Consider the following 26,859-nt stretch of genomic DNA (forward strand, 5'->3'; position numbering starts at 1 on the left):
AGCCTTTCATATTCCATTGCCGCCTTCAAGGCGAGTCCGGTCAAACAGTTGACCTCAGGAATCACGAAAAGGTTGCCTGGCCCCGCGCGCCATGCCAAAGAGCGCGGCATGGACGCTCAGATGACGAATTTCGAAACGAAGCTGCGCGATAACGCGGCACAGACCGAATCCCTGCTTGGTCGCCTGCTTTCCGCAGAGGCGCGTGCGGATGAGATTACGCGCCCGCAAAACCTGCTCGACGCCATGCGTCATGGTGTGCTGAACGGCGGCAAACGCCTGCGGCCCTTCCTCGTCATAGAAAGCACGGCCTTGCTCGGCGGAAATGCCGAAGCAGCCCATCATGTCGGTGCCGCGCTGGAATGCCTGCATTGTTACTCGCTGGTGCACGACGATCTGCCAGCGATGGATGACGACGACCTGCGCCGCGGCCAGCCGACAGTGCACCGCAAATTCGACGAGGCGACCGCCATTCTCGCAGGCGACAGCCTGCTGACACTCGCCTTCGACATTATCGCGTCGGACGAAAATCCTCTCCAGGCAGACCGCAAGGCGGCTCTCGTGCTCTCGCTCGCTCGCGCCGCAGGCATCGGCGGCATGGCGGGCGGTCAGGCGCTCGATCTGGCTGCGGAAAAGAACGCACCTGATGAGACCGGCATTATTACATTGCAGGCTATGAAAACCGGTGCACTGCTTCGCTTCGCCTGCGAGGCAGGCGCGATCATCGCCGGCAGCGATGTTTCCGAAAGGCAAAGACTGCGCCTCTTCGGTGAAAAGATCGGCCTTGCCTTCCAGCTTGCCGACGATCTCCTGGATCTGACCGCCGATGCCGCCACCATGGGCAAGGCAACCGGCAAGGATGCCGCACGCGGCAAGGGAACGCTGGTGGCACTACGCGGTGAAGACTGGGCGCGCCTCAAGCTTCAGGAACAGGTGGCGGAAGCCTCCGAACTTCTGGCCCCCTACGGCGAAAAGGCCGCGATACTCATCGCGGCCGCCAGATTCATCGCCGAACGGAAAAGCTGAGCCGGTTTCCCGGCTCACCGTTTTTCAGCCAATCAGCCCTTGAGCGGCGAAATCAGCACTTCGACACGACGGTTCTGGGCGCGGCCATCCGGCGTTGCGTTCGAAGCGATCGGCTGCGAGGGGCCGAAGCCGAGCGTCGAAATACGGCGCTGGTCGACGCCGCGTGCGCCGAGATAATTTGCAACAGACGCCGCACGACGCTCGGAAAGCGCCTGGTTGTGCTGCTGGCTGCCGGTGGAGTCGGTATGGCCGTTGATGTCGATGAGCGTGCGGTTGAACTTGTTCAGCACGATGGCGACGGAATCGAGTGTCTGATAGAAGGGCGGGATGACCTGATCCTGATCCGTCGCGAAGGTGATGTTCGACGGCATGTTGAGAACGATGCTGTCGCCACGGCGGGTAACCGAAACGCCAGTGCCCTGAAGCTGGGCGCGAAGCTCGGATTCCTGACCATCCATGTAATTGCCGATTGCGCCACCGGCGAGTGCACCGATGCCGGCGCCGATAAGGGCTGCGTTGCGGCGACCGACCGGCGAACCGCCGACAGCCAGACCACCGAGAGCACCGACGACAGCGCCGATACCAGCGCCGCCCGCCGTGTTCGACATCTTCTGCTCACCCGTATAGGGATCGGTGGTGGTGCACGCGGAAAGATAGGTCCCGCAAAGGGCAACGATCGCGATTTTTTTGATCATGTGTTTTGATGCTCCGAAGGGTTCAGGCGGTATGACAGTGGAATTTCGGCATTTTCACGGTAGTTTTTACTCCGCCGCATCTTTCCGGCCAAAACGCTTTTCGATGTAATCGATCACAAGCGCTTCAAAATCCGCGGCGATGTTGGGACCGCGCAGGGTGAGCGCCTTCTCGCCATCGATGAAGATCGGTGCAGCGGGGCTTTCGCCGGTTCCAGGCAGTGAAATGCCGATATCGGCATGTTTGCTTTCGCCGGGGCCATTAACGATGCAGCCCATGACAGCAACATTGAGCGCTTCCACACCGGGATATTTTTCACGCCAGATCGGCATGTTCTTGCGAATGTCATTCTGGATATTCTGGGCAAGTTCCTGAAAGACGGTAGAGGTGGTGCGCCCGCAGCCGGGACATGCCGCAACCACCGGAATGAACTGGCGGAAACCCATGACCTGCAGCAATTCCTGCGCCACCTGCACCTCGCGGGTGCGGTCGCCGTTCGGCTCCGGCGTCAGCGAGACGCGAATCGTGTCGCCAATACCGTGCTGCAGCACATAACCCATGGCGGCAGACGAGGCGACGATGCCCTTGGAACCCATGCCGGCTTCGGTAAGACCGAGATGCAGTGCATGGTTGGAGCGTTCCGACAGCATCGAATAAACGGCAATCAGGTCCTGTACCTGGCTGACCTTGGCAGACAGGATGATGCGGTTGCGCGGCAGGCCGATTTCTTCGGCAAGCTCTGCGGAAATCAGTGCCGACTGGACGATGGCTTCGCGGGTGACCTGACGGGCAGAGAGCGGAAAACCCTCCTCCTTGTTCTTGTCCATCAGCGTCGTCAGCAATTCCTGATCGAGCGACCCCCAGTTCACGCCGATGCGAACCGGCTTGTCATAACGGATCGCCATTTCGACGATTTCGCCGAACTGCTTGTCCTTCTTGTCCTTGAAGCCGACATTGCCGGGATTGATGCGGTATTTCGCCAGTGCTTCGGCACAAGCCGGATGATCCGCTAGAAGCTTATGGCCGATATAGTGGAAATCGCCAATCAGCGGCACGTCCATGCCAAGGCGCAGCAGCCGTTCGCGGATTTTCGGCACAGCGGCAGCGCTCTCATCGCGATCGACGGTGATGCGCACCATTTCAGAACCGGCCTGGAAAAGTGCCGCCACCTGCTGCACGGTGGCGTCGATATCCGCCGTGTCGGTATTGGTCATGGATTGTACGACGACAGGCGCACCGCCACCCACGATGACGCCCCCTACGTCGACGGCAACGGATGCACGGCGGGGCTTTGGATCGTAATCGGCGTGTGACGTCATGGCGGTCTCTGGAGCTTGCGGCAAGGTCTGGCAATTGAGGTGAAACAAGGGGGCCTGCTTGTCAACACCCAACGGATAAGAGCTTCTACTTTACCGCAATCATGGCAAAATTCGAGACGCCTATTCCTTGCCCGCACCATCCGCATGCCGGGCGAGCCGCGAAAGCAGCAAAACCACCACATGCAACAACGGCAGAGCGAGAAATACGCTGGCCAGGCCGGTATGTTCGGCAATGAAGCCGATGGCCGAGGGTGCTACCAGAATCCCGGAATAACCCATGGTGGTGACGACCGACAGGCCGATGCCGGGTGCCAGTCCCGGCATGTTCCCCGCCGCCGAAAAGGCGATCGGCACCATGTTGGAAATACCGATGCCGGCAATCGCGAAGCCGATGATCACAAACGTGGAATTTCCCGCAAGACCCGCAATCAGAAGGCCCGCAATCGACATGACCGAGCAGAACCGCAGGGTATTGACCGCGCCGAACCGGTCGCGCACCAGATCGCCGGCAAAACGCATGGCCGCCATGGTCATGGAAAAGGCCGCGAAAGCAAAACCGGACTGGGACACGGAAGCGCCGAGTTCATTGCGCAGATAAAGGGCACCCCAATCGAGGATCGCGCCTTCCGGAATCATCGAAAACAGCGCCATCAGACCGATAATCCACGGCAAGGGCGTCAGCGGCAAGCGACCTTTCGGACGCTCCTCCTCGGCATGCGGGCGATCCGCAAGAACGCGCGGCCACGCGACGACGAGCAAAACAAGGGCGATGACCGTCAACGCGATCGCATGCCCCTGCACGCCAATGGCCGTGATGAGATAACCGCCAAGACCGGCGCCGATCAGGCCGCCCAGGCTCCAGAAAGCATGGCACGACGACATGATGGCGCGGCGCATGTCACGCTCGACCGCCACCGCATTGGCGTTCATGGCGACATCCATCGCCCCTGTCAGCCCGCCGAACAGGAAAACCGCAATCACACCCGCCCAGATCGTGTCTGCCCAGGAGATGAAAAGCAGTGTCGGCAAGAAAATAGCCGCACTCGCAAGGCTGACCGTTCGCGATCCGAAACGGGCGATCTGGGAACCGGCGATCGGCATGAAAACCAGCGAGCCGACGCCGAAAACCAGAATGATCAGGCCAAGCGCACTTTCACTGAGGGATAAGCGCGCCGCAAATTCCGGTATTTTGGGCGCCCACGATCCCATCATGAAACCGTTCATCAAAAACAGCAGGGATACACCGAGCCTGTGCCGCGTCAGATAGGACGAGCGCTTGACCGTCGGCGAAAATGTCGTGGGGCCGTTCATCGGTAATATCCTTCAGACTTGACCGTGAGAGAGTTGGACGGCGTCATCGTCGCCGAAATGAACTTGTACGCCTTTAGCCGACAGCGCCTCGACCAATGTGCGGTCGGCGTCATGTTCCAGCACCAGGGAAAGAGGCGGAGAAAAGTCGTGCACGTGAAACGCCGCCTTGTGGCCCAGCTTTTCCGTGGTGATGGCGGCAACAATCCGCTGGCTGGCGCTGCAGGCAAGCCGCTTGAACACGGCATCCTCGAAAATATCCGCCGACAGGCCGGTCTCAGCCGCAACACCGCAAACTCCAAGAATACACAGCTCGGGCCGCATCAGCTCGAGTTGCCGCAACGCCATGGCGTCGATGGCCGCACCGACGGCCGGATCGACCTTGCCGCCGATCATGATCAAAGCTATATCGGCGCGCCCCGTGAGTTCAGCGGCAATAGCAGGCGTATTCGTTACCACCGTCAATTTGAGACCGGCGGGGATAGCCCTTGCAATGGCCAGATTGGTGGAGCCGGCATCGATAAAGACGACCATGCCCGGCTCAAAAAGCGGAATTGCTGCGCGCGCCAACGAAGCCTTGCGATCGGCATCCTCGGCGATCCGTGTCTTCAGCGGCACCGTCTTGTTATCGGAAAGCAACGCCCCGCCATAGACGCGCAGACACTCCCCGCGCGCCGCCATATCCCGCAGATCCCGGCGGACCGTATCTTCCGAAACGCCGAAATTCTGGGCGAGATCCTGCGCAAGCACTCGGCCGCTTTGCCGCAACTGTGCAAGGATGAGCGCCTGCCGCTCGCTGACAAAATGATCGCTCATCGGGACTCATGCATAAACAGGAAAAAACGTGCACGAACATGCATATTTGAGTTTTAGCGAAGGTGCAACAGCAAAACGCCCGCCGGGAGGGCGGGCGTTTATAATGAAAGACAAAATATCGCGGCTAGCGATGCCGTGTGGGCATCATTCCGCGTAAGCGATCAGCAGATCCTTTGCGTCGATCTGGTCACCCGGGCGCACGAGAACCTCGGCGACCTTGCCATCGCGTTCGGCGTGAAGCGCAGTTTCCATCTTCATGGCTTCGATGGAGAGCAGCACGTCGCCGGCCTTGACCTCCTGACCCTGGTTGATGAAGACGCGGCTGATGACACCCGGCATCGGCGCACCAATATGTGTGCCATTGCCGAGTTCCGCTTTGCGGCGCACCGCAGAGCCGGATGCGCCATGAGCGCGATCCGGCACCTTGATGCGGCGCGGCTGGCCGTTGATCTCGAAGAACACCGTCACCATGCCCTTATCGTCAGTGCCTGAAGAGGCTTGATTGACGATGACCAGCGTTTTGCCGCGCTCGATATCGGCAAACAGCTCTTCACCGTCCTCCATGCCGTAGAAATACGCATGGGTGGGAAGCACGGAAACCGGACCGTAGGTCTCGGAGGTCAGCGCGAAATCGGTGAACACCTTCGGATACATCAGATAGGATGCGAATTCGAAGTCGTTGACGGAACGCTCGAGTTTGGTCTCGATCGCCTTTCTCTCCGCATCGAGATCGGCATCCGGCAGCAATGAGCCGGGACGAACCGTATAGGGCGCGTCACCCTTCAGCGCCTTTTTCTGCAGGGCTTCCGGCCAGCCGCCTGGCGACTGTCCAAGATCGCCCTTCAGCATCGAAACCACCGAGTCCGGGAAGGACACTTCGCGATCAGGATTTTCCACGTCGGCGACCGTCAGATCCTGGCTCACCATCATCAGCGCCATATCGCCGACAACCTTGGAGGACGGCGTGACCTTGACGATATCGCCGAACATCCGGTTGGCGTCGGCATAGGCCTGCGCGACCTCGTGCCAGCGGCTCTCAAGACCGAGCGAGCGCGCCTGCTCCTTGAGATTGGTGAATTGCCCACCGGGCATTTCATGCAGATAGACTTCCGAGGCAGGGCCCTTCAGATCGCTTTCGAAAGCCGCATACTGGTTGCGCGCCGACTCCCAGTAGAACGAGATGCGGCGGATCCATTCCGTATCGAGACCCGTATCGCGTTCCGATCCGGCCAGCGCTTCCACGATGGAACCGAGGCAGGGCTGGGACGTGTTGCCCGAAAGCGCATCCATGGCGGCATCCACCGCATCCACGCCCGCATCGACGGCGGCAAGCACGGTCGCAGCCGCAATGCCGGATGTGTCATGCGTGTGGAAATGGATAGGCAGGCTGGTCGCCTCCCTCAGCGCCTTGAACAGCACCTTGGCAGCGGCAGGCTTCAGAAGTCCCGCCATATCCTTAACGGCGATGATGTGCGCGCCTGCACGCTCCAGCTCGGCGGCGAGGTTGGTATAATATTTCAGGTCGTATTTTGGACGCGCAGAATTGAGGATATCGCCCGTGTAGCAGATGGCCGCTTCGCAGAGCTTGTTCTCCTCGGCGATCGCATCCATCGATACGCGCATATTCTCCACCCAGTTCAGGCAGTCGAACACGCGGAACAGGTCGATACCGCCCTTCGCAGCCTGACGGACGAAATATTTCACGACATTGTCTGGATAGTTCTTGTACCCGACGCCGTTCGCACCGCGCAGCAGCATTTGCAGCAGCAGGTTCGGCGCACCCTCGCGGATCAGCGCCAGGCGCTCCCACGGGTCTTCCGTCAGGAAGCGCATGGAAACGTCGAAAGTGGCGCCGCCCCAGCACTCCAGAGACAGAAGCTGCGGCAAGGCCTTGGCATAGACGCTTGCGACGCCGGCAATGTCATGGGTACGCATGCGTGTGGCCAGCAGCGACTGATGGCCGTCGCGCATCGTCGTGTCCGTTACCAGCACCCGCTTTTCGTTGCGCATCCAGTCGGCAAAGCCCTTCGGCCCCAGCCGGTCGAGCAATTGCTTGGTGCCATCAGGCGTCGGCGCATCGATGTAGGGAACCACCGGCTGTGCCGCATTTGCCGGTGGCCTGACGCGGCCCTTGGTTTCCGGATGCCCGTTCACCGTCACATCGGCAAGATAGGTGAGCAGCTTCGTAGCGCGGTCCTGACGCTTGACCTGTGCAAACAGCTCCGGCGTCGAATCGATGAAGCGGGTCGTATAGGTGTTGTTGCGGAAACTCGCATGGCCAATGATGGCCTCGAGGAAGGTCAGGTTGGTCGCAACACCGCGAATTCGGAATTCGCGCAGCGCGCGGTCCATGCGGCTGATCGCTTCATCCGGCTGCGGCGCCCAGGCCGTTACCTTCACCAAAAGCGGATCGTAATAACGGGTAATGATCGCCCCCGAATAGGACGTCCCGCCATCCAGACGAATGCCGAAGCCGGACGCCGAGCGGTACGCCGTTATACGGCCGTAGTCGGGAATGAAATTGTGCTCCGGGTCTTCCGTGGTGATACGGCACTGCAGTGCATGGCCGTTGAGGCGGATATCTTCCTGTTTCGGCACGCCCGATTCCGGCGTGCCGATGGCGGCCCCTTCCAGAATATGGATTTGCGCCTTGACGATATCGATGCCGGTCACGACTTCGGTGACGGTATGCTCCACCTGAATGCGCGGATTGACCTCGATGAAGTAGAATTTGCCGGTATCGACATCCATCAGATATTCGACCGTGCCGGCGCCGATATAATTGGTCGCAGCCGCGATCTTCAAGGAATAGGCGGCCAGTTCCTGACGCTGCGCTTCGCTGAGATAGGGTGCCGGCGCGCGCTCAACCACTTTTTGATTGCGGCGCTGGATCGAACAATCGCGCTCGAACAGATGTACGACATTGCCGTGGGTATCACCGAGAACCTGGCTCTCGACGTGGCGGGCGCGCTCGAGCAGCTTTTCGAGATAGACCTCGTCCTTGCCGAAAGCGGCCTTCGCCTCGCGCTTGGCCTCGGTGACCTCGCGTGCCAGATCCTCCTTTTTGCGGATGGCGCGCATGCCGCGACCGCCGCCGCCCCAGGAGGCCTTCAACATCACGGGATAACCGATCTCTTCGGCCAGCCGCTCCACCTCGGCCATATCGTCCGGCAGCGGCTTGGTTGCAGGAACAACGGGAACATTGACCGAGATCGCCAGATTGCGGGCGGCAACCTTGTTGCCGAGCTGGCGCATCGTATCCGCCGTCGGTCCGATGAAGGTGATGCCAGCCTTGTTACAGGCCTCAACGAATTCGGGGCTTTCGGACAAAAGGCCGTAACCGGGATGGATCGCGTCCGCGCCGGAAAGTCTGGCCACGCGGATGACCTCCTCAATCGAAAGATAGCTCTCGATTGGTCCCATATCCTTGGCGAGATGCGGACCCCTGCCGACCTGATAACTTTCATCCGCCTTGAAGCGGTGCAAAGACAGCTTGTCCTCTTCCGCCCAAATGGCGACGGTTTTTATCCCCAGCTCGTTCGCTGCCCGGAAAACTCGGATCGCAATTTCGGATCGGTTGGCAACAAGTATTTTCGATATTTTCAAGACGGTCTCCCCACACGCCAAAACAGAATTTCTGCTGCACTGCGGAATTAAGCAGCAAAACCCGGTCTTGAAAAGGGCAATTCGGGAGAGAAGCGTACTGTCGTAACTAGCTCAGCAAGCCGTTGCGAAAGGCGAGTGCTACAGTATGCTGCCTGTTCTTGGCGCTGAACCGACGCTGGATTCCATTGATATACCAGTCGACCGTGTGATTGGAGATCGATAGCTGGCGTCCAATTTCGGTTGAGGTCATGCCATCAGCCATCAGCGTCAGAACTTCCATTTCCCGCCTTGTAAGTTCAAGAGCGGAAACATTCGGCGCGTTGTTGAGGTTATGGACCTGGCCTGAAAGATCGAGCAGACGCCAGAACACCGCGCGCGTGGCCGCATCCAGCAGCTCAACGTGCAACGAAGGCAATTGCCGGTCCTCGCCGCCAAGGAACACCGCGCCGATGAATCCCGCGCGCCCGTGCACCGGAAAGGCATACCCACCCTGCAGACCGTAACGGCCGGCATCGTGAAAAAACACATTCGCCCTTTTTCGATGCATCGCGCGGGGCAGGCCCTCAAGCGCCTCTTTCCACTGAAACGGCTTGTGCACCATGCCGATCACCTTACGGACGGGATCGACGAGATTATATTTCTTGGCGCGGTAGACCTCGATCCACCCTTCCGGGAGATGTTGTGCGAGAATCTGGCCGGTGGAAGCAAGCTCCCCGGTCATCCGCCGGCTGACGAGGAAATATTCGAAACCATATTCGCGAATAAGTGTTACAAATTCGGAGCGAACACGATCAGCGTTTCCCGCCTGGTAGCACGCAGAGATGAAGTGAAGAATATCATGCATAAAGACACATGCCCGGAGCTTGGCTGGAAGGGATGACATGAAGGACATGGTCCCGCGAGGACGTCATGTTACTCGGGCGCCGGTCGGTTCAGACTGAACATATCGTCGTTAGCAATCCCTGAAACGAACATGCAAAATCTTGTGACGGCGTCCCCTAGAAACATCGGGTTCAGTTTTTTTTCGGTTCGCACGCGTGCTCGGTTTGTTAAGCCGCCATTCAGACTGAAAGAGCGATAATTACACAAATTTCGCCGTCTCATGCAACCTTGCTAAAACAGCATTGTATTGAGACCGAACAATCAACCGCTCGAAACAGACGCTGGACTGGATTGAAAATTTGACTTTGTTTCAGGTTTACACACGCGCCCTGCGCTATCTGACCGTACATAAATGGCGGGTGTTGATCGTTGTCATCGCCAACATCATTCTTGCAGCGATCACCATTGCCGAACCCGTGCTGTTTGGACGGATCATCGACGCCATCTCTTCCGGCTCCGATGTCACGTCCATCCTCATCCTGTGGGCGGGTTTCGGCGTCTTCAACACCGTGGCTTATGTCGCTGTCGCCCGCGAGGCCGACCGGCTAGCCCACGGTCGCCGCGCGACCCTGCTGACGGAAGCCTTCGGCCGGATCATCTCCATGCCGCTCTCCTGGCACCATCTGCGCGGCACCTCGAACGCGCTGCATACGCTTCTACGCGCCAGCGAGACGCTGTTCGGCCTGTGGCTCGAATTCATGCGCACGCATCTGGCGACTTTCGTCGCGCTCGTACTGCTTATTCCGACAGCCATTGCCATGGACCTGCGCCTCAGCTTCGTCCTGATCGGTCTTGGCATCGTCTACTGGTTCATTGGCAAGTGGGTGATGGGCCGCACCAAGGATGGCCAGGCTTCGGTCGAGGAGCATTATCACAGCGTTTTTGCCCATGTCAGCGATTCCATCAGCAACGTGTCCGTCCTGCACAGCTACAACCGCATCGAGGCTGAAACGAAGGCGCTGAAATCCTTCACCGAAAAACTGCTGAGCGCCCAATATCCGGTGCTCGACTGGTGGGCTTTCGCAAGTGCCTTGAACCGCACTGCCTCCACCGTTTCGATGATGATCATCCTCGTCATCGGCACCGTGCTGGTGAAGAACGGCGAATTGCGCGTCGGTGACGTGATTGCCTTCATCGGTTTCGCCAATCTTCTCATCGGCCGTCTCGATCAGATGCGTCAGTTCGTGACCCAGATTTTCGAGGCGCGCGCAAAGCTCGAGGATTTCTTCGTGCTGGAGGATTCCGTCAAGGAACGGGAAGAACCGGGCGACGCCCGCGAATTGTCCAATGTCTCCGGCACCGTGGAGTTCCGCAACGTCAATTTCGGTTTTGCCAACACCAAGCAGGGTGTCCACGACATCTCGTTTACGGCCAAGGCCGGCCAGACGATTGCCATCGTCGGACCGACGGGCGCGGGCAAGACCACGCTCATCAATCTTCTGCAGCGTGTTTATGATCCTGATTCAGGCCAGATTCTGATCGATGGAACCGACATCTCGACGGTGACGAAGAACTCGCTCAGAAACTCCATCGCCACGGTGTTCCAGGATGCCGGCCTTCTGAACCGCTCCATCCGCGAAAACATCCGCCTTGGTCGCGAATCCGCTACCGACGCGGAGGTCGTGGAAGCAGCAGCCGCTGCTGCTGCGACGGATTTCATCGACAGCCGTATCACCGGCTACCTGACCCAGGTGGGTGAACGCGGCAACCGCCTGTCCGGTGGCGAGCGCCAGCGTATCGCCATTGCGCGTGCTATCCTGAAGAACGCTCCCATCCTGGTCCTTGACGAGGCAACCAGCGCGCTGGACGTGGAAACGGAAGCACGAGTTAAGGCCGCCGTGGACGCGCTGAGAATGAACCGCACGACCTTCATCATCGCCCACCGCCTTTCCACGGTACGCGATGCCGATCAGGTGCTGTTCCTCGATCAAGGCCGTATCATTGAAAAGGGCACGTTCGACGAGCTCAGCCAGCGTGGCGGACGCTTCACCTCGCTGCTGCGCACCAGCGGCCTGCTGACAGAGGACGAGGGCCAGCCCCGGCCGAAAGCCATCGCCTCCTGACACTCTGGCTTACGGAATATAATAAGGGCGGGCACCGTGGTGTCCGCCCTTTTTCTTTGTCCGTTTTCCAAGGTCTGCGAAGCTGCAGACATGTGCCTTGATAATGCAGGAAAGGGCCAAGCCTTAGCCTTAGCCTTGGCCTTGGCCTTGGCCTTGGCCTTGGCCATCAGCATTCAGCGATAAAACAGCGCAGAAACATGGCTCTGTAAAACTGCTCTGCCTGCGTGCCACGTCGAGAGGAGCACGGCTCACATTCTCGTTGGCCCTTGCAAGACCGTCGCGAGGCTGTGTCATTTCTCTAATTGAGATGATGCTGGAGATACCCGCCAGGACAAAGCTGTTACCGCGCCTCCGTACAGACAAACAATACCAGGGCAGCCACAATAAAAATTAAGGCCCCTGCGTCACCGCAGGAGCCTGATTTTAAAAGCAAACGTAGAGCCGGTCGTCAGTCGAACGGGATCACCCGATCGTCAGCCGACAGGGGCTTGCCGTCGACGGATACAGAGACCTCTGCCGTGCCGGCCTTACGGCTGACGACGATGTCCTTTGCTTTACCGTCCAGCGTGATCTTCACCGAGAAGCCGCTCCAGTCTTCGGGCAGCGACGGCGCGATGTGAAGCTTGCCTTCGGTTCGGGTGATACCGAGAATGCCCTCGATCGCGGCGCGATAGAGCCAGCCGGCGGAACCCGTGTACCAGCTCCAGCCGCCGCGACCCGCATAAGCGCCCTCACCATAGACATCGGCGGTCACCACATAGGGTTCGACCCGATAGGTTTCGGAGGATGCCGCGTCGAGCGCATGGTTGACGGGGTTGAGCAGCTTGAAGCAGTTCCACGCCTCCTGCGCACGCCCCTGCTTGGCAAGGGCAAGCACTACCCAGGTCGCCGCGTGGGTATATTGTCCGCCGTTTTCGCGCACACCCGGCGGATATCCCTTGATATAACCCGGATCATGCGGTGCCCGCGAGAATGGCGGGGTGAACAGACGGATGATACCGGCCTTTTCATCGACCAGATGCTCAATGACAGCGTCCATCGCCTGCCGTGACCGCCCTTCTTCACCCTCGCCGGAAAGAACGCTCCAGCTCTGGCCAAGTGAATCGATCTGGCATTCCTCGCTGGTGGCGGAACCGAGCGGCGTGCCGTCATCGAAATAACCGCGACGGTAATAGCTGCCGTCCCAACCCGCAGTTTCGAGAGCATTGCGAAGCTTTTCGCGATGCGCCGACCACCTGCCGACACGGTCTGTATCACCGCGCTTTTCGGCGATCGCTATGAAATCGCGAAGCGCTCCGGCCAGGAACCAGCCAAGCCAGACACTGGTGCCCTTGCCGCCGATGCCGACACGGTTCATGCCGTCGTTCCAGTCACCGCCGAGGATCAGCGGCAGACCGTTTTCGCCGGTGCGATGGATCGCGAGATCAAGCGCCAGAGCCGCGTGTTCGTAGAGGCTAGCGGATTTGTCGCTCGTCTCCGGCTGGAAGAAGGCATCGTGCTGCCCCGGCATCAATGCCGGTCCCTTGATGAAGGGGATGCTTTCATCAAGGATGGCCGCATCGCCCGTAGCCGAGACATACTGGTTGATCGCATAAGCGAGCCAGACCACGTCATCAGAGATCGTCGTGCGGACACCTGCACCGGTCAAAGGCAGCCACCAATGCTGGACGTCGCCTTCCGCAAACTGGCGGCCTGCCGCACGCAGGATCTGCTTGCGAGCGAGATCCGGCTGGTAGAGCAGGAATGCCAGCGTGTCCTGAAGCTGGTCACGGAAGCCGAAGGCGCCGCTCGACTGATAGAAGGCCGTGCGCGCCAGGATGCGGCACGCCAGCGCCTGATAGGGCAACCAGCTATTGACCATGTGGTTGAAGCCGGCATCGGGCGTGGTAACCTGCAACTGGCCGGTAAAGCCAGTCCAGAACGCCTTGCTGCCCTCCAGCACCGACTGGAAATCCGCCGCACGGACTTGTTCGACCAGCGTTGCCGCCTCCTCCGCATTGTCGGCATCGCCGAGAATGAAGGTCATATGCCGTTCTTCGCCCGGCTTCAGGTGGATTTCCTGCATCAAGGCGGCGCAGGGATCGCCGTCCACCTCGGTGCTGCCACTGAGTGCCGCACCGGACACAATGCCCTGTGGAGCCTGTGCAGAACCGAAGCGGCCGATGAATTCACGGCGGCTGGTGGTAAAGCCGCTTGCCTCGCTGTCGAGCGTCAGGAAGGCAGTGCGGGTGCTATAGTCGATGCTGTAAGGGTTGGAGGCAAAAATCGCATTGCTGCCGGCATCGTGCCTGCTCAGGATGAACGGCGCAGATTTCTGGCCATTATTGCCCAGCACCCATTCCACATAAGCATAGACTTTCAGGCGGCGGCTTTTCGAACCCTTGTTGCGTACGATGAGCTGCGAGAACTTGACCGGCTTTTCACGGTCTACCGTCTGCGTCACCTCGACTTCAAGCTTATCCGTCTTGCCGGTCATTACGGAGTAACCGAGACCATGACGGGTTTCGAACAGGGCTTCCGGATCACGCGAAAGGGCAGCACAGGGCGTATAGAGCTTTCCTGTTTCCACATCGGCAACATAGAAGGCCTCGCCCGGCCGGTTGATGACCGGATCGTTGCTCCAGGGTGTCAGCTGATAGTCACGGGAATTGCGGCTCCAGGTGAAACCAGCGCCTTCCGCCGACACATGGAAGCCGAAACTTTCGTTCGAGATGACGTTGATCCAAGGATGCGGTGTGGATTGCCCACCATGCAGGCGCACGACATATTCCTCTCCGCTTTTGGCGAAACCACCAAAACCGTTCCAGAAATCGAGATCGCCCGCATCCTCGACAGCCTCAGCGACGGGGAATGCAGGCACTGGCAGGCGAGCCTGCGCGGCCTCAGTCGCGCCGTCAGGACCGCGATGCGCCGCAAAAAGCGACACGGCGCGGTTGATCTGGTCGACAATCTTGCCATTCCGCACATGCAGCACGACACGGGAGGCCGCCAGAAGCGCGCTCCAGGTCTCTTCGTCCATCAAGTCGCGGCGAACGGAGAACACATGCGGCCTACCACCATCGGCGGGATTGATGCGACGCTGTGCCTCGGAAATATGATCCAGCGCATGCTGCATATCCTGTGCATACGACGCGGCCCGTTCGTTGACGATGACGAGATCGAAGATCACGCCGCGCGAACGCAGATATTCGTGGGCGCTGAGCGCCTCACGGGCAATATCCATGTCCATATCGTCGTTGATACGCAGGCTGAAGATCGGGAAATCGCCCGAAATGGCAAGCGGCCAAAGCGCCCGCTGCGAAGCGAGGCCCGTTTTCAGCGTTTCCGAATCCGCGCGCAGATGCATGTCCGGATAGGTCAGATAACGGCCGAGATGCTGGAAAGCGGCGGCCTGCTGCGAAGTGACACCCACATGGCGCATCTGCACCTGCGTGCGCGTCCATGCATGCACGAGTTCATGGGCAAATGCGTCAGGATGGCGATAACGGTCGATCGCCTTGTCGACTTCCTCGCGGCTCGGCGCGGCAATCGTCCAGAAAATCACGCTCACCTTCTTGCCGGCCGGTACGCGCACAGTGCGGCGCAACGACAGGATTGGATCGAGCGTGAAGCCGTCGGTGTTGGAAAGCGTAGCACCCGTATCGAATGCAGCCGCTTCACCGAGCGATCTGCCGCGGCCGATGAACTTGGCGCGGTCCGTCTCGAACTCCGTCGGGCGCGACGGGCCGGCGTTATCGGCAGCAAGATGCGCGATGATCGTTCCGGGCTCATTCGGGCTGCGGCGGTTACGCCAGGCGCGGATGACATCGCCGCGCCGGCCGATCTCCGTCTGCACGAACATGCGCGAGAACAGCGGATGGGCGTTGTCGTCGTCTTCCGACGCAATGACCGGCTCCATATAGGAGGTCACTTCAATGTAACGATCCTCGGAACCGACATTGAGCAGCGTGACGCGGCGGCCATCGGCATCGTGCTCGGTGGCGACGATGCATTCAACGACGCTCTGCAGATCGCCGACATTCTTGTGGAATTCGGCCTTGTCGTCGGTGAAGATCGTCTTGGTCTTTTCGCCTTCGATGACACGCGGCTCAGCCGTCGCACTCCACCATTGTCCATTGGTGGTATCGCGCAGGAAGATGAAGGTTCCCCAACGATCTTCGGTCGGGTCGGCCTTCCAGCGGGAAATCGCCTGACCGTTCCATTTCGAATATCCAGCACCCGTTGAGGTGAGCATCGTCGAATAATGGCCGTTCGACAGGAACACCACTTCGCGGTCGCGCACGGCCGGGTCGGCGATGGAGCGCACTTCCGCACGCAGCAGGTCTGCCTGTTCCTTGCCGGGGGTTTCCGGCTCGTATTTGGCGCTCATGACAGGCACTTCGCGCGGTGCCTTTTCCTGCAACAGGAGTTCGGCCGCCTCGATTACCGGGTCGGAATGGAAGAGTTCGCGCAACACACCGTCAAAGGCGACGTTGGCGACAGCCGCGATCGACATGCCGTGGTGGTGGGCATAATAGTTGTAGACCACCGCGCAGACCTTGCCGTCAGGCACACGTGTCGGCGTGAAATCCACGGCATCATGGAAGCCGTACTGTCCAAGCGCGCCAAGCTTGCGCAGCTTGTCGAGGTTTTCCAGCGCACCGTCAGGATCGTACTGGCTTGCGAGGATCGACGCATAGGGTGCGATGACAGCATTCTGGCCGAGACCGCGCTTGAGGCCAAGCGTCGGCACACCGAAGTTGGTGTACTGGTAGTTCATGTTGTGATCGCGGGCGTTGAACGCCGCTTCGGAAATGCCCCATGGCGTGCCGAGACGGCGGCCGTGGTTCATCTGTTCCTTGACGATCAGATTGTTGGTCTGGTTGAGAATGCCACCCTGACGCTCCTGCATGACAAGCGGAGGCATCAGATATTCGAACATCGAACCCGACCAGGAGACCAACGCGCCCTGCGCACCGATCGGCACGACCTGGCGGCCGAGACGGTACCAGTGCTCGGTCGGCAGATCGCCCTTGGCGATGGCAAACAGGCTGGTCAGGCGGCATTCGGACGCCAGAAGGTCGTAGCAGGCCTCGTCCAGTTCCTTGCTTTCGACGCGGTAGCCGATCGACAGAAGACGGCGATCCTTGCGATAAAGGAACGTGAAATCCATCGAGAAAGCGAGGTTGCGGCTGCGGTCGCGCAGCGATGCAAGACGCTGGCGTAGCGGCTCCATATTGGTGAGGTCGATGGCGCTGTCTGAAATATGCGCCTCGCAGCAATCCACGAGCAATTGCGCCCAGCGGGTCACTTCCGCGCTCTGCGCAGACTTCACTTCGTGATCGACATTGGTAGCGAGCTTCTGGATGTCGCGCGCGAGTACCGCAAGATTGATGACGCGGATCGATGCGAATTCATGCTCGCGCTTGACCGAGGCAAGAGCGTTCGAAAAACCGATGATGCGTTCTTCGAGGCGGCGATGCAGCGGACGCAGGTTCTTGCGGTCGTCAGGCAGCGCTTTCAGCGTTTCGCGCAGAATACCGGCGAGATCGCCGATACCGTCGAGATTACCCTGAAGATGCGCGGAAGGCGCTTCTGCCCACTGGCGGCAGGCAGACGAAACCGCAATCAGGTGACCGGCGAGATTGCCGCTGTCCACCGCCGAAACGTAACGGGGACCAAGCGTCTGCAGCGTGTCCGTATGGTACCAGTTGTAGAGATGGCCGCGATGTTTCTCCATCTTCTCGACGGTCTGGATCGTGTTCTCGATCCGCTCCAGCGTATCGGCAAAGCTGATCCAGCCAAACTGGCGCGCCGAAATGATGGAAAGCAGGTAAACGCCAATATTGGTAGGCGATGTACGCGAGGCAACAATCGGCTCCGGCGTTTCCTGGAAGTTGTCCGGCGGCAGGTGGTTTTCCTGCGGCGTCACGAAGGCTTCGTAATAACGCCACGTGCGACGCGCGATCTTGCGAAGCTCGAAAGAGACGTGTTCCGAAACGAACAGCCGGTCTTCGGTTTCCGCCGACTGGCTGACATACCAGGCAACGGCGGGAGACAGAACCCAGAGCAGTGTGAAGGGAATGCCGATCAGGAAGGCATTGTCACCGGGCAGCGCCGCAAACAACAGGCCGAGCATGGCCACAACAGGCGCATGCCACATCTGGCGGAAGTAATAGGTGATGCCGCCCTGGGCGCTAGACTGCATGCTGGCGGCGGTGCGCCATTCCAGCATCAGCTTGTGGCTGACGAGCAGACGGTAGAGCGAACGGACAATTGCATCCGTCATCATGCAGGCAGAATCGGCAATGAAGACGATACGCAACGCAACCTGCGCATTGGTGGCGCGGATTTCCGACCAGATGGTGTGGAAATGCGCCTGAGGCACGATATCAGTGGAGCGCGGCACGAGCCCGGAAAGCAGCGAGAGCGTCGGAGCGACGAACAGCGAGAAGATCAGCAGGATCTGCCAGATCAGCGCACCGAGCGGGTCCATGAAATACCAGCCGAGGATCGAGGCAAAGAACCAGGCAATCGGCGTCAGCGAACGGCGCAGGTTATCGACCATCTTCCACCGGCCGATCGCGGTAACACCACGGGCGCGGTCGAGAATATAGGGAAGCAGCTGCCAGTCGCCACGCGCCCAGCGATGCTGGCGCGAGACTTCCACCTCGTAGCGGGTCGGGAAATCCTCGACCAGTTCCACATCGGTCACCAGCGCGCAGCGCGCAAAGGATCCTTCGAGCAAATCGTGGCTGAGGATGGAGTTTTCCTCGATCCGGCCCTTAAGCGCCGCCTCGAAGGCATCCACGTCGTAAAGACCCTTGCCGGTGAAGGTGCCTTCGGAGGTCAGGTCCTGATAAACGTCGGAAACGGTAAAGACGTAGGGGTCGATACCGCGATTGATCGAGAAGACACGCTGGAAGACGGAGGCATCCTTGCCCGTCGTCAGCGAAGGCGTAACGCGCGGCTGCAACAGGCCATAACCTTCAACCACACGTCCCGAGACCGGATCGATGACGGGGCGGTTGATCGGGTGATGCATCTTGCCGACGAGCTTGGTCACCGCATCGCGCATCAGGCGCGTATCGGCATCAAGCGTCATGACGTATTTGACATCGGCCGGCACGATATTGGCGCCACCGAGGAATGTCGTGTCCTTGTCGCCGCGCAGCAGCATGTTCAGTTCATGAAGCTTGCCACGCTTGCGCTCCCAGCCCATCCAGCAGCCTTCGGACGGGTTGTAGATGCGGCGGCGGTGCAGCAGGTAAAAACGCGTCTTGCCATCGAAGGCATAACGGCTGTTCAGCGCCGACAGTTCGCGCTTGGCATATTCGAGAATCTCGAGATCGTCGCCGGACTGCTCATATTGGGCATCGCGCCAGTCGCTGACCAGCGCGAAATAAATCTCGCCATGCGGATTGGCGAGATAATGCACCTCGATATTGCGCATCATCTCATCGACGCTGTCGCGGCTGGTCAACATGCAAGGCACGGCAACAAGCGTGCGGGCGTCCTGTGGAATACCGTTCTTGAACTCGTATCCGACCAACCGGAACGGCTTCACGAAGAAAGTGACGAGCGTGTTGAACAGACCGGTCGCGCCTTCCGAAGCAGGTAATGCAAACATCAAGAGGAATGCGGTCACCACATACCAGGGCATCCCCGCTTCGGCCAGGAACCAGCCGACGGCAAGCATGACGAGCGCGGTGATGAGAAACACTGGCGCCGCAATTGCGAGCCAGTTGAACTTGCGCATAGACCGGACGATATGCTGCGAGACCAGCGGCCTGTAAGCGAGCACCTTTTCAAGCTCGAACCGGCGCTCGCCGACGAGTACGGAGCCGACATTGACGCGATGGTTTTCAGACACCTCGGCAGGCTCGCCGGATCTCGCCATTTCCACGGCGGCACGCGCGACCTCTACCTCTGTCTTGGGGGAGCGACGCGCCAGAAGCTCGATCGTGTTGCGATAGGTGTTGCGCGAACCGAAATCGAGAATCTCGTAATCGGTTTCCTCGCGCAGGACCTTGTCGATATGGCTGACTTCCTCGAACCACACCGACCATTCGGTATCGTCGATTTCCCTCAGGCTCTTGACGATATTGCCCATCGTCACATTGCCGGAGGCCAGCCGGTTGTGTTCCGACATCATGACGTTTTCAGCGTCGGTGCCCGCAGCATGCAGGCGTTCTTCAAGCCAGGCAACCGCAAAACCCGAAGTCTGCGAGCCGTTTCTGAGGCGATAGAGGAACTGCGTCGCAAAGGTTGGGTCATCGACCAGCGAATCGACCTGCTTGAGAAGTGCCGCGGACGCTTCCGCATCGTTCAGGCGAATGATTTCGTCGACGACTTCATTCGCCTTCTGGCGCATGCGGCGCGAGCGTTCCACGCGAATGGAAATGCGGCGAAGATTTTCGATGAGGACAAAACGGATGATGGAGGGCAGCGCCCACAATTCGCCGATCTGCAGCGTCTTCGACGTCTGATAGCCATCCACCAGCGCCGTCATGTTCTCGCGCGAGACCGTGCTGTGGGTATGGGCGACATAAAGCCAGCCGAGCGCCATGACCCGCGGGATCGTCACGCCGCCCACCGTCATTGTCGGCAGCTGGCGATAGAACTTGCGCGGAAAATCGCGGCGGACTTCCTGGATCGCCTCTTCGATGACGTAGTGGTTGTCGAGCAGCCATTCCGCCGCCGGCGTTATCGTCGCGCCATTTTCCGCGTCGACGGCCGTTGTGCGGTAGACCCGCAGGATTTCCTTCTCGTTCTCACGGTGGCGCTCGAAGAAGTCGAACTCCATGAAGCCGGGAAGGGTATCGGCACCGTCGCGCGAAAGCGCGGCACCGGCATCATGCAGTTCCTCGACCGTCATATAGGACGCGCGGATCGAATCATTGTGATCGATCTGCTTCGTCTCGGAATCACGGGCGGCGGCGGTCGGGGTAATATGAAATGACATCGGCTCGTATTCTGAACTTTATGGAGAATTGTTCGACTTGACCGGCGTTTCGTCCGTGGCGGGAATACGCACGAAATCGGGCCACGCTATATTTATGACTTATCCTGAACCTTCGGTGAACCGGATCAGACGTTGTGTGCAACGCATCGTCAAACGGCGAATATCCGCAAGCACGGCGTTTTGCTGCGCGATCCCTCCGACCATGCAAAGCCGGGGATCTCTGCGGAGAATGGATTTTCGACGACAGGAAAATTTCGCCCTATGGCCCGGCAATGCCGTTCCAACCGGATTTCGCACCTTCCCCCACGGCGAAAATTGTTCGCGCAACGTCAGATAGTCCCCCTTTGACACCTGAAGGGCAACGCGAGGCCGAGAAGGCCTGCGCCACATCCGAAACGCTAATGCCCCAGGACGTCTATAGTTCCATGCCACCTGTCGCGATACGATGCAAGCGATGAATTTCAAGGCATTCCGGCTCCGGGAACGCCCCTTACATGCCCGCGTATATGCTGCTATGAAATTTGCAAAAAGCGCTGGAAAAAAGCGGCGTAACCAGGGACTTTGAAAATGACCAGACAGACCGCAAACATTGCCTCCTTCGCCAACCATATGCCGGATGTGGTAGCAATCCGCCGCCACCTGCACCGGCATCCCGAAATCGGTCTTTCCGAATTCCAGACCTCGGATTTCATTGCCGGACAGCTGGTGGAAATGGGTTACGAAGTAACGCGCGGACTTGCCGGAACCGGTATCGTCGCCACGCTCCGCAATGGCGACAGTGCCCGCACGCTCGGCATTCGCGCCGATATCGATGCCCTGCCGATCCGTGAGGAAACCGGAGCGGAATATGCAAGCGCCAATGATGGCGTCATGCATGCCTGCGGCCATGACGGACACACGGCCATGCTCCTGGGAGCCGCGAAGATCATCGCCGAACGCAGGAATTTCGATGGGACCCTGCATCTGATCTTCCAGCCGGCGGAGGAGAATTTCGGCGGCGCCCGCATCATGATCGAGGACGGACTGTTCGACCGCTTCCCATGCGATGCGGTTTTTGCCCTCCATAACGATCCCGGCGTGCCCTTCGGACAATTCGTCCTGCGTGACGGCCCGATCCTTGCCGCCGTCGATGAATGCAGGATCACCGTCAACGGATATGGCGGCCACGGCGCCGAACCGCAGGATGCGGCCGACCCTATCGTTGCGGGCGCCAGTATCATCATGGCCTTGCAGACGGTGGTGTCCCGTAACATCCATCCGCAACTGTCGGCGGTCGTCACTGTTGGCGCATTCCATGCTGGTGTTGCGAGCAACGTCATTCCCGAGAAGGCGGAAATGCTGCTCACCATCCGTTCCTTCGACGCGGGTGTGCGCGACGAACTGGAAAAGCGTATCCGGGCGATAGCCGAAGGCCAGGCGGCCAGCTATGGCATGAGTGTCACGCTCGATTACGAGCGCGGCTACAATGCGACCGTCAACCACAAGGCGGAAACGGACTATGTCGCCGGTCTGGCCCGTCGTTTTGCCGGGGCGGAAAAGGTGGTTGAAATGCAGCGCCCGTCCATGGGCGCGGAAGACTTCGCCTACATGCTTGAAAAACGGCCCGGCTGCTACTTCTTCCTCGGCACCGCGCGCACCGAAAACGACCCGCCGCTGCACCATCCGAAATTCGACTTCAACGACGATATCCTACCAATCGGAACCGCCTTCTGGGTCGATCTGGCGGAGGATTATCTGAAGGCGTGAATGAATATAAAAAGGCCGGTCGGAGGAGCGACCGGCCTTTTTTTCTCAAGTTTCCTGATGAGAAAATCTGGGAGGATCAGGGAACGAGACCGAGTATGACCGCCGCGACAAAAGCCACGCACACGCCGACAAGAGCCGCGTGAACCGAATCTCTCCAGTTTCGCTGCGACTGGGGCTGCGAGACAAAGTCTCTTGCTTTTCCGGCCTTGGAATAAGACATTGTACAACTCCCTTCCCTGCTCGGCCCGTCAAAGCGGGCACTGCTTATTTCCCGTGAAGAATAGCTTTATTCCCCACTGTTTCAGTAGAGATAAAATTCCATAAGTTCGGCGCATTGGGAAAAATACGGATCGCGACTTGCCGCCGGACAAGCATCAATCTACCCATTGCGCAGGATCAACGTCGCAGACGGCATTTCCGTTCAAAATCATTGGCAGGCTCGGATAAGGACCATGACGGATATAGACGCCATCATCATAGGAGCCGGGGTGATCGGACTGGCGACGGCCCGCGAGCTGGCGATGCGTGGTCTTTCCGTCATCATCCTCGAAGGCGAAAAGGAATTCGGTTCCGCCACCTCTTCGCGCAACAGCGAGGTTATTCACGCCGGGCTTTATTATCCTGAAGGCAGCCTCAAGGCACGCCTTTGCGTTGAAGGCAGGGAGCGGCTTTATACGTTCTGCCAGAGCCATGGCGTTTCGCACCGCCGCTGCGGCAAACTCATCGTGGCAGCGAACGCGGACGAGACGGCTCTGTTGGCGGCCCTCAAGGAAAAGGGTAACGCCAATGGCTGCGACGACCTCGCACTGATCGATGCCACGCAGGCGCTGTCGCTCGAGCCTGCGCTCACCTGCGTAGCGGCCCTGCTTTCACCTTCGACCGGCATCATTGATAGCCATGGTTATATGCTGGCGCTGCTCGGCGACGCGCAAGACCATGGCGCAGCCCTCGCCCTGAATGCACCATTCGAAAGCGCGGAAGCGACCGGCAACGGTTTCCGCGTTCACGTTGGCGGCAAGGAACCTCTCAGCCTGACATGCCGGCTGCTCGTCAACTCCGCCGGCCTTCTGGCACCGCTGGCAGCAAAACAGATCGAGGGATTGCCGAAGCACACGATCCCGGAGGCGCGTTTCGCCAAAGGCAGCTATTTTTCGCTGACCGGCAAGTCGCCTTTTTCACGGCTCATCTACCCCGCTCCGCACACCCACGGCCTTGGCGTGCACCTGACGCTGGATCTTGCCGGCCAGGCCCGTTTCGGGCCGGATGTGGAGTGGGTCGACACCATTGATTATGCCGTCGATCCCCGCCGCATGGAGGGTTTTGGCGACGCGATCCGCCGCTATTGGCCGGGCCTACCGGAACACGCGCTGATCCCGGCCTATTCGGGCATCCGGCCGAAGATTTCAGGACCCGACGAACCGGCCATGGATTTTCGCATCGACGGGCCGGAAACCCACGGACTTGCCGGTCTCGTCAATCTTTTCGGCATCGAAAGCCCCGGCCTCACCGCCTCGCTGGCGATAGCCAACGAGGTTGCGGCACGGCTCGAGGCCTGATCCCACCCGGATCTCAGCCGAAACGGGACAGTGCGCTCGCCATGATCTCCGGATCGACATTGCCGCCGGAGGCAACCGCAATCACCGTTTCGCTCTCCAGCTCGTTGCCGTGAAACAGCGCCGCCGCCAAGGCCACCGCGCCGCCCGGCTCGACAACGACCTTCAGCCTGTTGAAGGCGAGAACCATGGCCCGCAGTGCTTCATCTTCGGTCACGGCAATGCCTTTTCCGCAAAGCCCAACCATAATCGGGAAGGTGATGTTACCGGGCTGAGGCGTGACGATTGCATCGCAGATCGAACCGGAAGTCGTTGCATTCCGCTCGATCTTGCCCGCTGCGAGTGAGCGCGCCACATCGTCGAACCGCTCGGGTTCTGACGTCCTGACCTTGTAGTTCGGCGCTTTCGCCGCAAGGGCAAGGGAGATGCCGGATGTGAGGCCGCCGCCGCCGCAGGGCACGAGAACCTCGGCCGCATCGATACCGAGTTCCAAGCCCTGTTCGGCGATTTCCAGCCCGACAGTCCCCTGCCCTGCAATCACCAGCGGTTCGTCGTAGGGCCTGATCAGGGTCAATCCGCGCTCGCTCGACAGGCGGTCGCCAATGGCGTCGCGATCGTCATTCGCCCGATCATAGAGCACCACTTCCGCACCATAGTCGCGGGTATTGTCGATTTTGATTTTTGGTGCATCGGACGGCATGATGATCACGGCAGGCACGCCGTGCAGACGAGCAGCAAGCGCGACGCCCTGCGCATGGTTGCCCGAGGAAAAGGCGATCACGCCACGGGCGCGCACATCGGCCGGCAGACCGGATACCGCCGACCAGCCGCCGCGAAATTTGAACGAACCCGTTCTTTGCAGGCACTCGGCCTTCACGAACAGCTTTCGCCCGGCAATCTCATCCAGAAAATGCGACGACAGAAGCGGTGTCCGCACCGCATGTTCGCCGATGCGCTGGCGCGCTGCCTCAATCATCGAAATATCTGTCATGCCCTGCCCCTGTAATGCGGATGTTGGGTGTACATTAGGAGGTCGCAATTAATAGTGAAACCGGCTGGACAAGAAAAATCCCCGGTCTTGGCCGGGGATCTTTCGTCATGCGCTTTGCAAATGAATGGTCAATGGTTGTGCCGGGGCATCTTCTCGGCAATCCGGCGGAAATCCGCGGCCCCTTCCAGAACCGCACCGTCCGAAAGCTGGGTCACCGATTGACGATAGATGCGCTGCCAGGGCGTGGCATCCGCAGGCACCGCAGGAATGCCATCGGCCTTGCGGGCAGCAAGCTCTGCATCCGGTACCAACGCGTCGCACTTGCCCTGATTGAAATCGATGCGGATCACATCACCCGTGCGAAGCCATGCCAGTCCTCCACCGGCGGCACTTTCTGGCGAGGCATTGAGGATCGACGGGCTATCCGCGGTTCCCGATTGCCGGCCGTCGCCGATTGTCGGCAGGCTGGTGATGCCTTTTTTCAACAGCGCGTCCGGCGGCTGCATGTTGACGACCTCAGCCGAACCCGGCCAGCCGAGCGGTCCGGCCCCGCGAATGACGAGAATGGTGCGCTCATCAATATCGAGAGAAGGATCGTTGATACGGGCGTGATAGTCTTCCGAACCATCGAAAACCACACATTTGCCCTCGAAAATCCCCTCACGACCCGGCTCGCTCAGATAACGCTGCCGAAATTCCGCCGAAATCACGCTCGTCTTCATGATGGCGAAATCGAACAGATTGCCCTTGAGGACGAGGAAACCGGCCCGTTCCTTGAGCGGCTTATCGTAAGGAAGGATCACGTCGCGGTCGGTCGATTCCCGCCCGTCCAGATTTTCCGCCAAGGTCTTGCCGGTCACGGTCGGACAGCTCCCATCAAGCTTGCCTGCCTTCAGAAGCTCCCACATAATGGCTGGCGTACCGCCGGCACGGTGATATTTCTCGCCCAGCCATTTTCCGGCGGGCTGGACATTGGCGATGAGCGGAATGTCATAACCGTGAATCTGCCAGTCGTCCTCGCGAAGTTCGACGCCCGCATGTTTCGCCATCGCCGCCAGATGCGGCTGGGCATTTGTCGAACCGCCGATTGCCGAATTGACGCGGATCGCGTTCAAAAACGCCTCGCGCGTCATGATATCCGAAGGCTTGATATTCTCGACAACCAGTTCGACGGCGCGGCGGCCAGTGCGATAGGCCATCTGGCCGCGTTCGCGGTAAGCGGCCGGGATTGCGCCGCAGCCGGTCAGCGACATGCCGAGCGCTTCGGCAATGGCATTCATGGTAGAGGCCGTGCCCATGGTGTTGCAGTGACCGACCGAAGGAGCGGATTCCAGCGCCGCCTGCAGGAATTCCTCGCGGGTGATTTCGCCGGCGCCGTATTTGCGGCGCATGCGCCAGATGACCGTGCCGGAACCAACCAGATCGCCGTCATGATATCCGTCGAGCATCGGCCCGCCGGATAAGACGATAGCCGGAATATCAACCGTGCTTGCCGCCATCAGCGCCGAAGGCGTGGTCTTGTCGCAGCCCGTGGTCAACACGACGCCATCGAGTGGATAACCGTAAAGCACTTCCACCAGGCTGAGATAGGCAAGATTGCGGTCAAGCGCCGCTGTCGGTCGCTTGCAGTTTTCGAACATCGGATGGGTCGGAAACTCGATGGGGATGCCGCCCGCATCACGGATACCATCGCGCACCCGCTTGACCAGCTCGACATGGACGCGGTTGCAGGGCGTCAGGTCGCTGCCGCTCTGCGCGATGCCGATGACCGGCTTGCCGGAACGCAGCTCTTCCGGCGTCACGCCATAATTCATGAAGCGCTCCAGATAGAGCGCCGTCATGTCGAGATGGTCAGGGTTGTCGAACCAGTCCTGGGATCGCAGCCGCCGCACGGGTGTCTTGTCGTCGCTCATGA

Annotated in this window: 13 protein-coding genes; 4 read left to right on the forward strand and 9 right to left on the reverse strand. The window is 59.7% G+C overall.

Annotated elements, in window-relative coordinates; translation table 11 throughout:
* Positions 1-108: 108 nt before the first annotated feature.
* Positions 109-1,023: a polyprenyl synthetase family protein gene (locus ACQZ45_RS16910; protein WP_065688696.1), complete on the forward strand. Its 915-nt coding sequence runs from the start codon at positions 109-111 to the stop codon at positions 1,021-1,023.
* A gap of 32 nt (positions 1,024-1,055) precedes the next feature.
* On the opposite strand, the gene ACQZ45_RS16915 is transcribed toward ACQZ45_RS16910, so the two are convergent.
* From ACQZ45_RS16915 to ACQZ45_RS16940, 6 genes are all read right to left on the reverse strand, one after another.
* Complete coding sequence (locus tag ACQZ45_RS16915; protein WP_003516557.1) at positions 1,056-1,718, reverse strand: OmpA family protein; 663 nt, start codon at positions 1,716-1,718, stop codon at positions 1,056-1,058.
* Between the two features lie 66 nt (positions 1,719-1,784).
* On the reverse strand, positions 1,785-3,035 hold the full coding sequence (gene ispG, locus ACQZ45_RS16920) for a flavodoxin-dependent (E)-4-hydroxy-3-methylbut-2-enyl-diphosphate synthase (RefSeq protein ID WP_003516555.1): 1,251 nt from the start codon (positions 3,033-3,035) through the stop codon (positions 1,785-1,787).
* A 120-nt stretch (positions 3,036-3,155) separates the two neighbouring features.
* Entirely contained in the window at positions 3,156-4,346 is a 1,191-nt protein-coding gene (locus ACQZ45_RS16925) for an MFS transporter (RefSeq protein WP_003516553.1), read from the reverse strand.
* 12 nt (positions 4,347-4,358) lie between these two features.
* Positions 4,359-5,159 carry a DeoR/GlpR family DNA-binding transcription regulator gene (locus ACQZ45_RS16930; RefSeq protein ID WP_113291839.1) on the reverse strand — a complete coding sequence of 267 codons (801 nt, stop codon included), beginning with the start codon at positions 5,157-5,159 and terminating at the stop codon, positions 4,359-4,361.
* A gap of 144 nt (positions 5,160-5,303) precedes the next feature.
* Positions 5,304-8,765, reverse strand: a complete 3,462-nt coding sequence (pyc, locus tag ACQZ45_RS16935; protein ID WP_003516550.1) for a pyruvate carboxylase — start codon at positions 8,763-8,765, stop codon at positions 5,304-5,306.
* Positions 8,766-8,871: 106 nt separating this feature from the next.
* Positions 8,872-9,609: a LuxR family transcriptional regulator gene (locus tag ACQZ45_RS16940; protein ID WP_003516548.1), complete on the reverse strand. Its 738-nt coding sequence runs from the start codon at positions 9,607-9,609 to the stop codon at positions 8,872-8,874.
* A gap of 337 nt (positions 9,610-9,946) precedes the next feature.
* On the opposite strand from ACQZ45_RS16940, the gene ACQZ45_RS16945 reads away from it, so the two are divergent.
* Positions 9,947-11,710, forward strand: coding sequence for a glucan ABC transporter ATP-binding protein/ permease (locus tag ACQZ45_RS16945; protein WP_013636948.1), 1,764 nt, complete (start codon positions 9,947-9,949; stop codon positions 11,708-11,710).
* Between the two features lie 448 nt (positions 11,711-12,158).
* On the opposite strand, the gene ACQZ45_RS16950 is transcribed toward ACQZ45_RS16945, so the two are convergent.
* The gene (locus ACQZ45_RS16950; protein ID WP_003516544.1) at positions 12,159-20,654 is read right to left on the reverse strand and encodes a GH36-type glycosyl hydrolase domain-containing protein; all 8,496 of its coding nucleotides are present in this window, start codon (positions 20,652-20,654) and stop codon (positions 12,159-12,161) included.
* A gap of 567 nt (positions 20,655-21,221) precedes the next feature.
* Between ACQZ45_RS16950 and ACQZ45_RS16955 the strand changes: the two genes are divergently transcribed.
* Positions 21,222-22,400, forward strand: coding sequence for a M20 aminoacylase family protein (locus ACQZ45_RS16955; protein ID WP_003516543.1), 1,179 nt, complete (start codon positions 21,222-21,224; stop codon positions 22,398-22,400).
* Between the two features lie 452 nt (positions 22,401-22,852).
* On the forward strand, positions 22,853-23,956 hold the full coding sequence (locus ACQZ45_RS16960) for an NAD(P)/FAD-dependent oxidoreductase (RefSeq protein ID WP_025594623.1): 1,104 nt from the start codon (positions 22,853-22,855) through the stop codon (positions 23,954-23,956).
* A gap of 13 nt (positions 23,957-23,969) precedes the next feature.
* On the opposite strand, the gene ACQZ45_RS16965 is transcribed toward ACQZ45_RS16960, so the two are convergent.
* Positions 23,970-24,944, reverse strand: a complete 975-nt coding sequence (locus ACQZ45_RS16965; protein ID WP_025594624.1) for a threonine ammonia-lyase — start codon at positions 24,942-24,944, stop codon at positions 23,970-23,972.
* 128 nt (positions 24,945-25,072) lie between these two features.
* On the reverse strand, positions 25,073-26,857 hold the full coding sequence (locus ACQZ45_RS16970) for an IlvD/Edd family dehydratase (protein WP_025594626.1): 1,785 nt from the start codon (positions 26,855-26,857) through the stop codon (positions 25,073-25,075).
* Positions 26,858-26,859: the final 2 nt, after the last annotated feature.

The sequence above is a fragment of the Agrobacterium sp. 16-2014-1-2a genome (assembly GCF_053522705.1).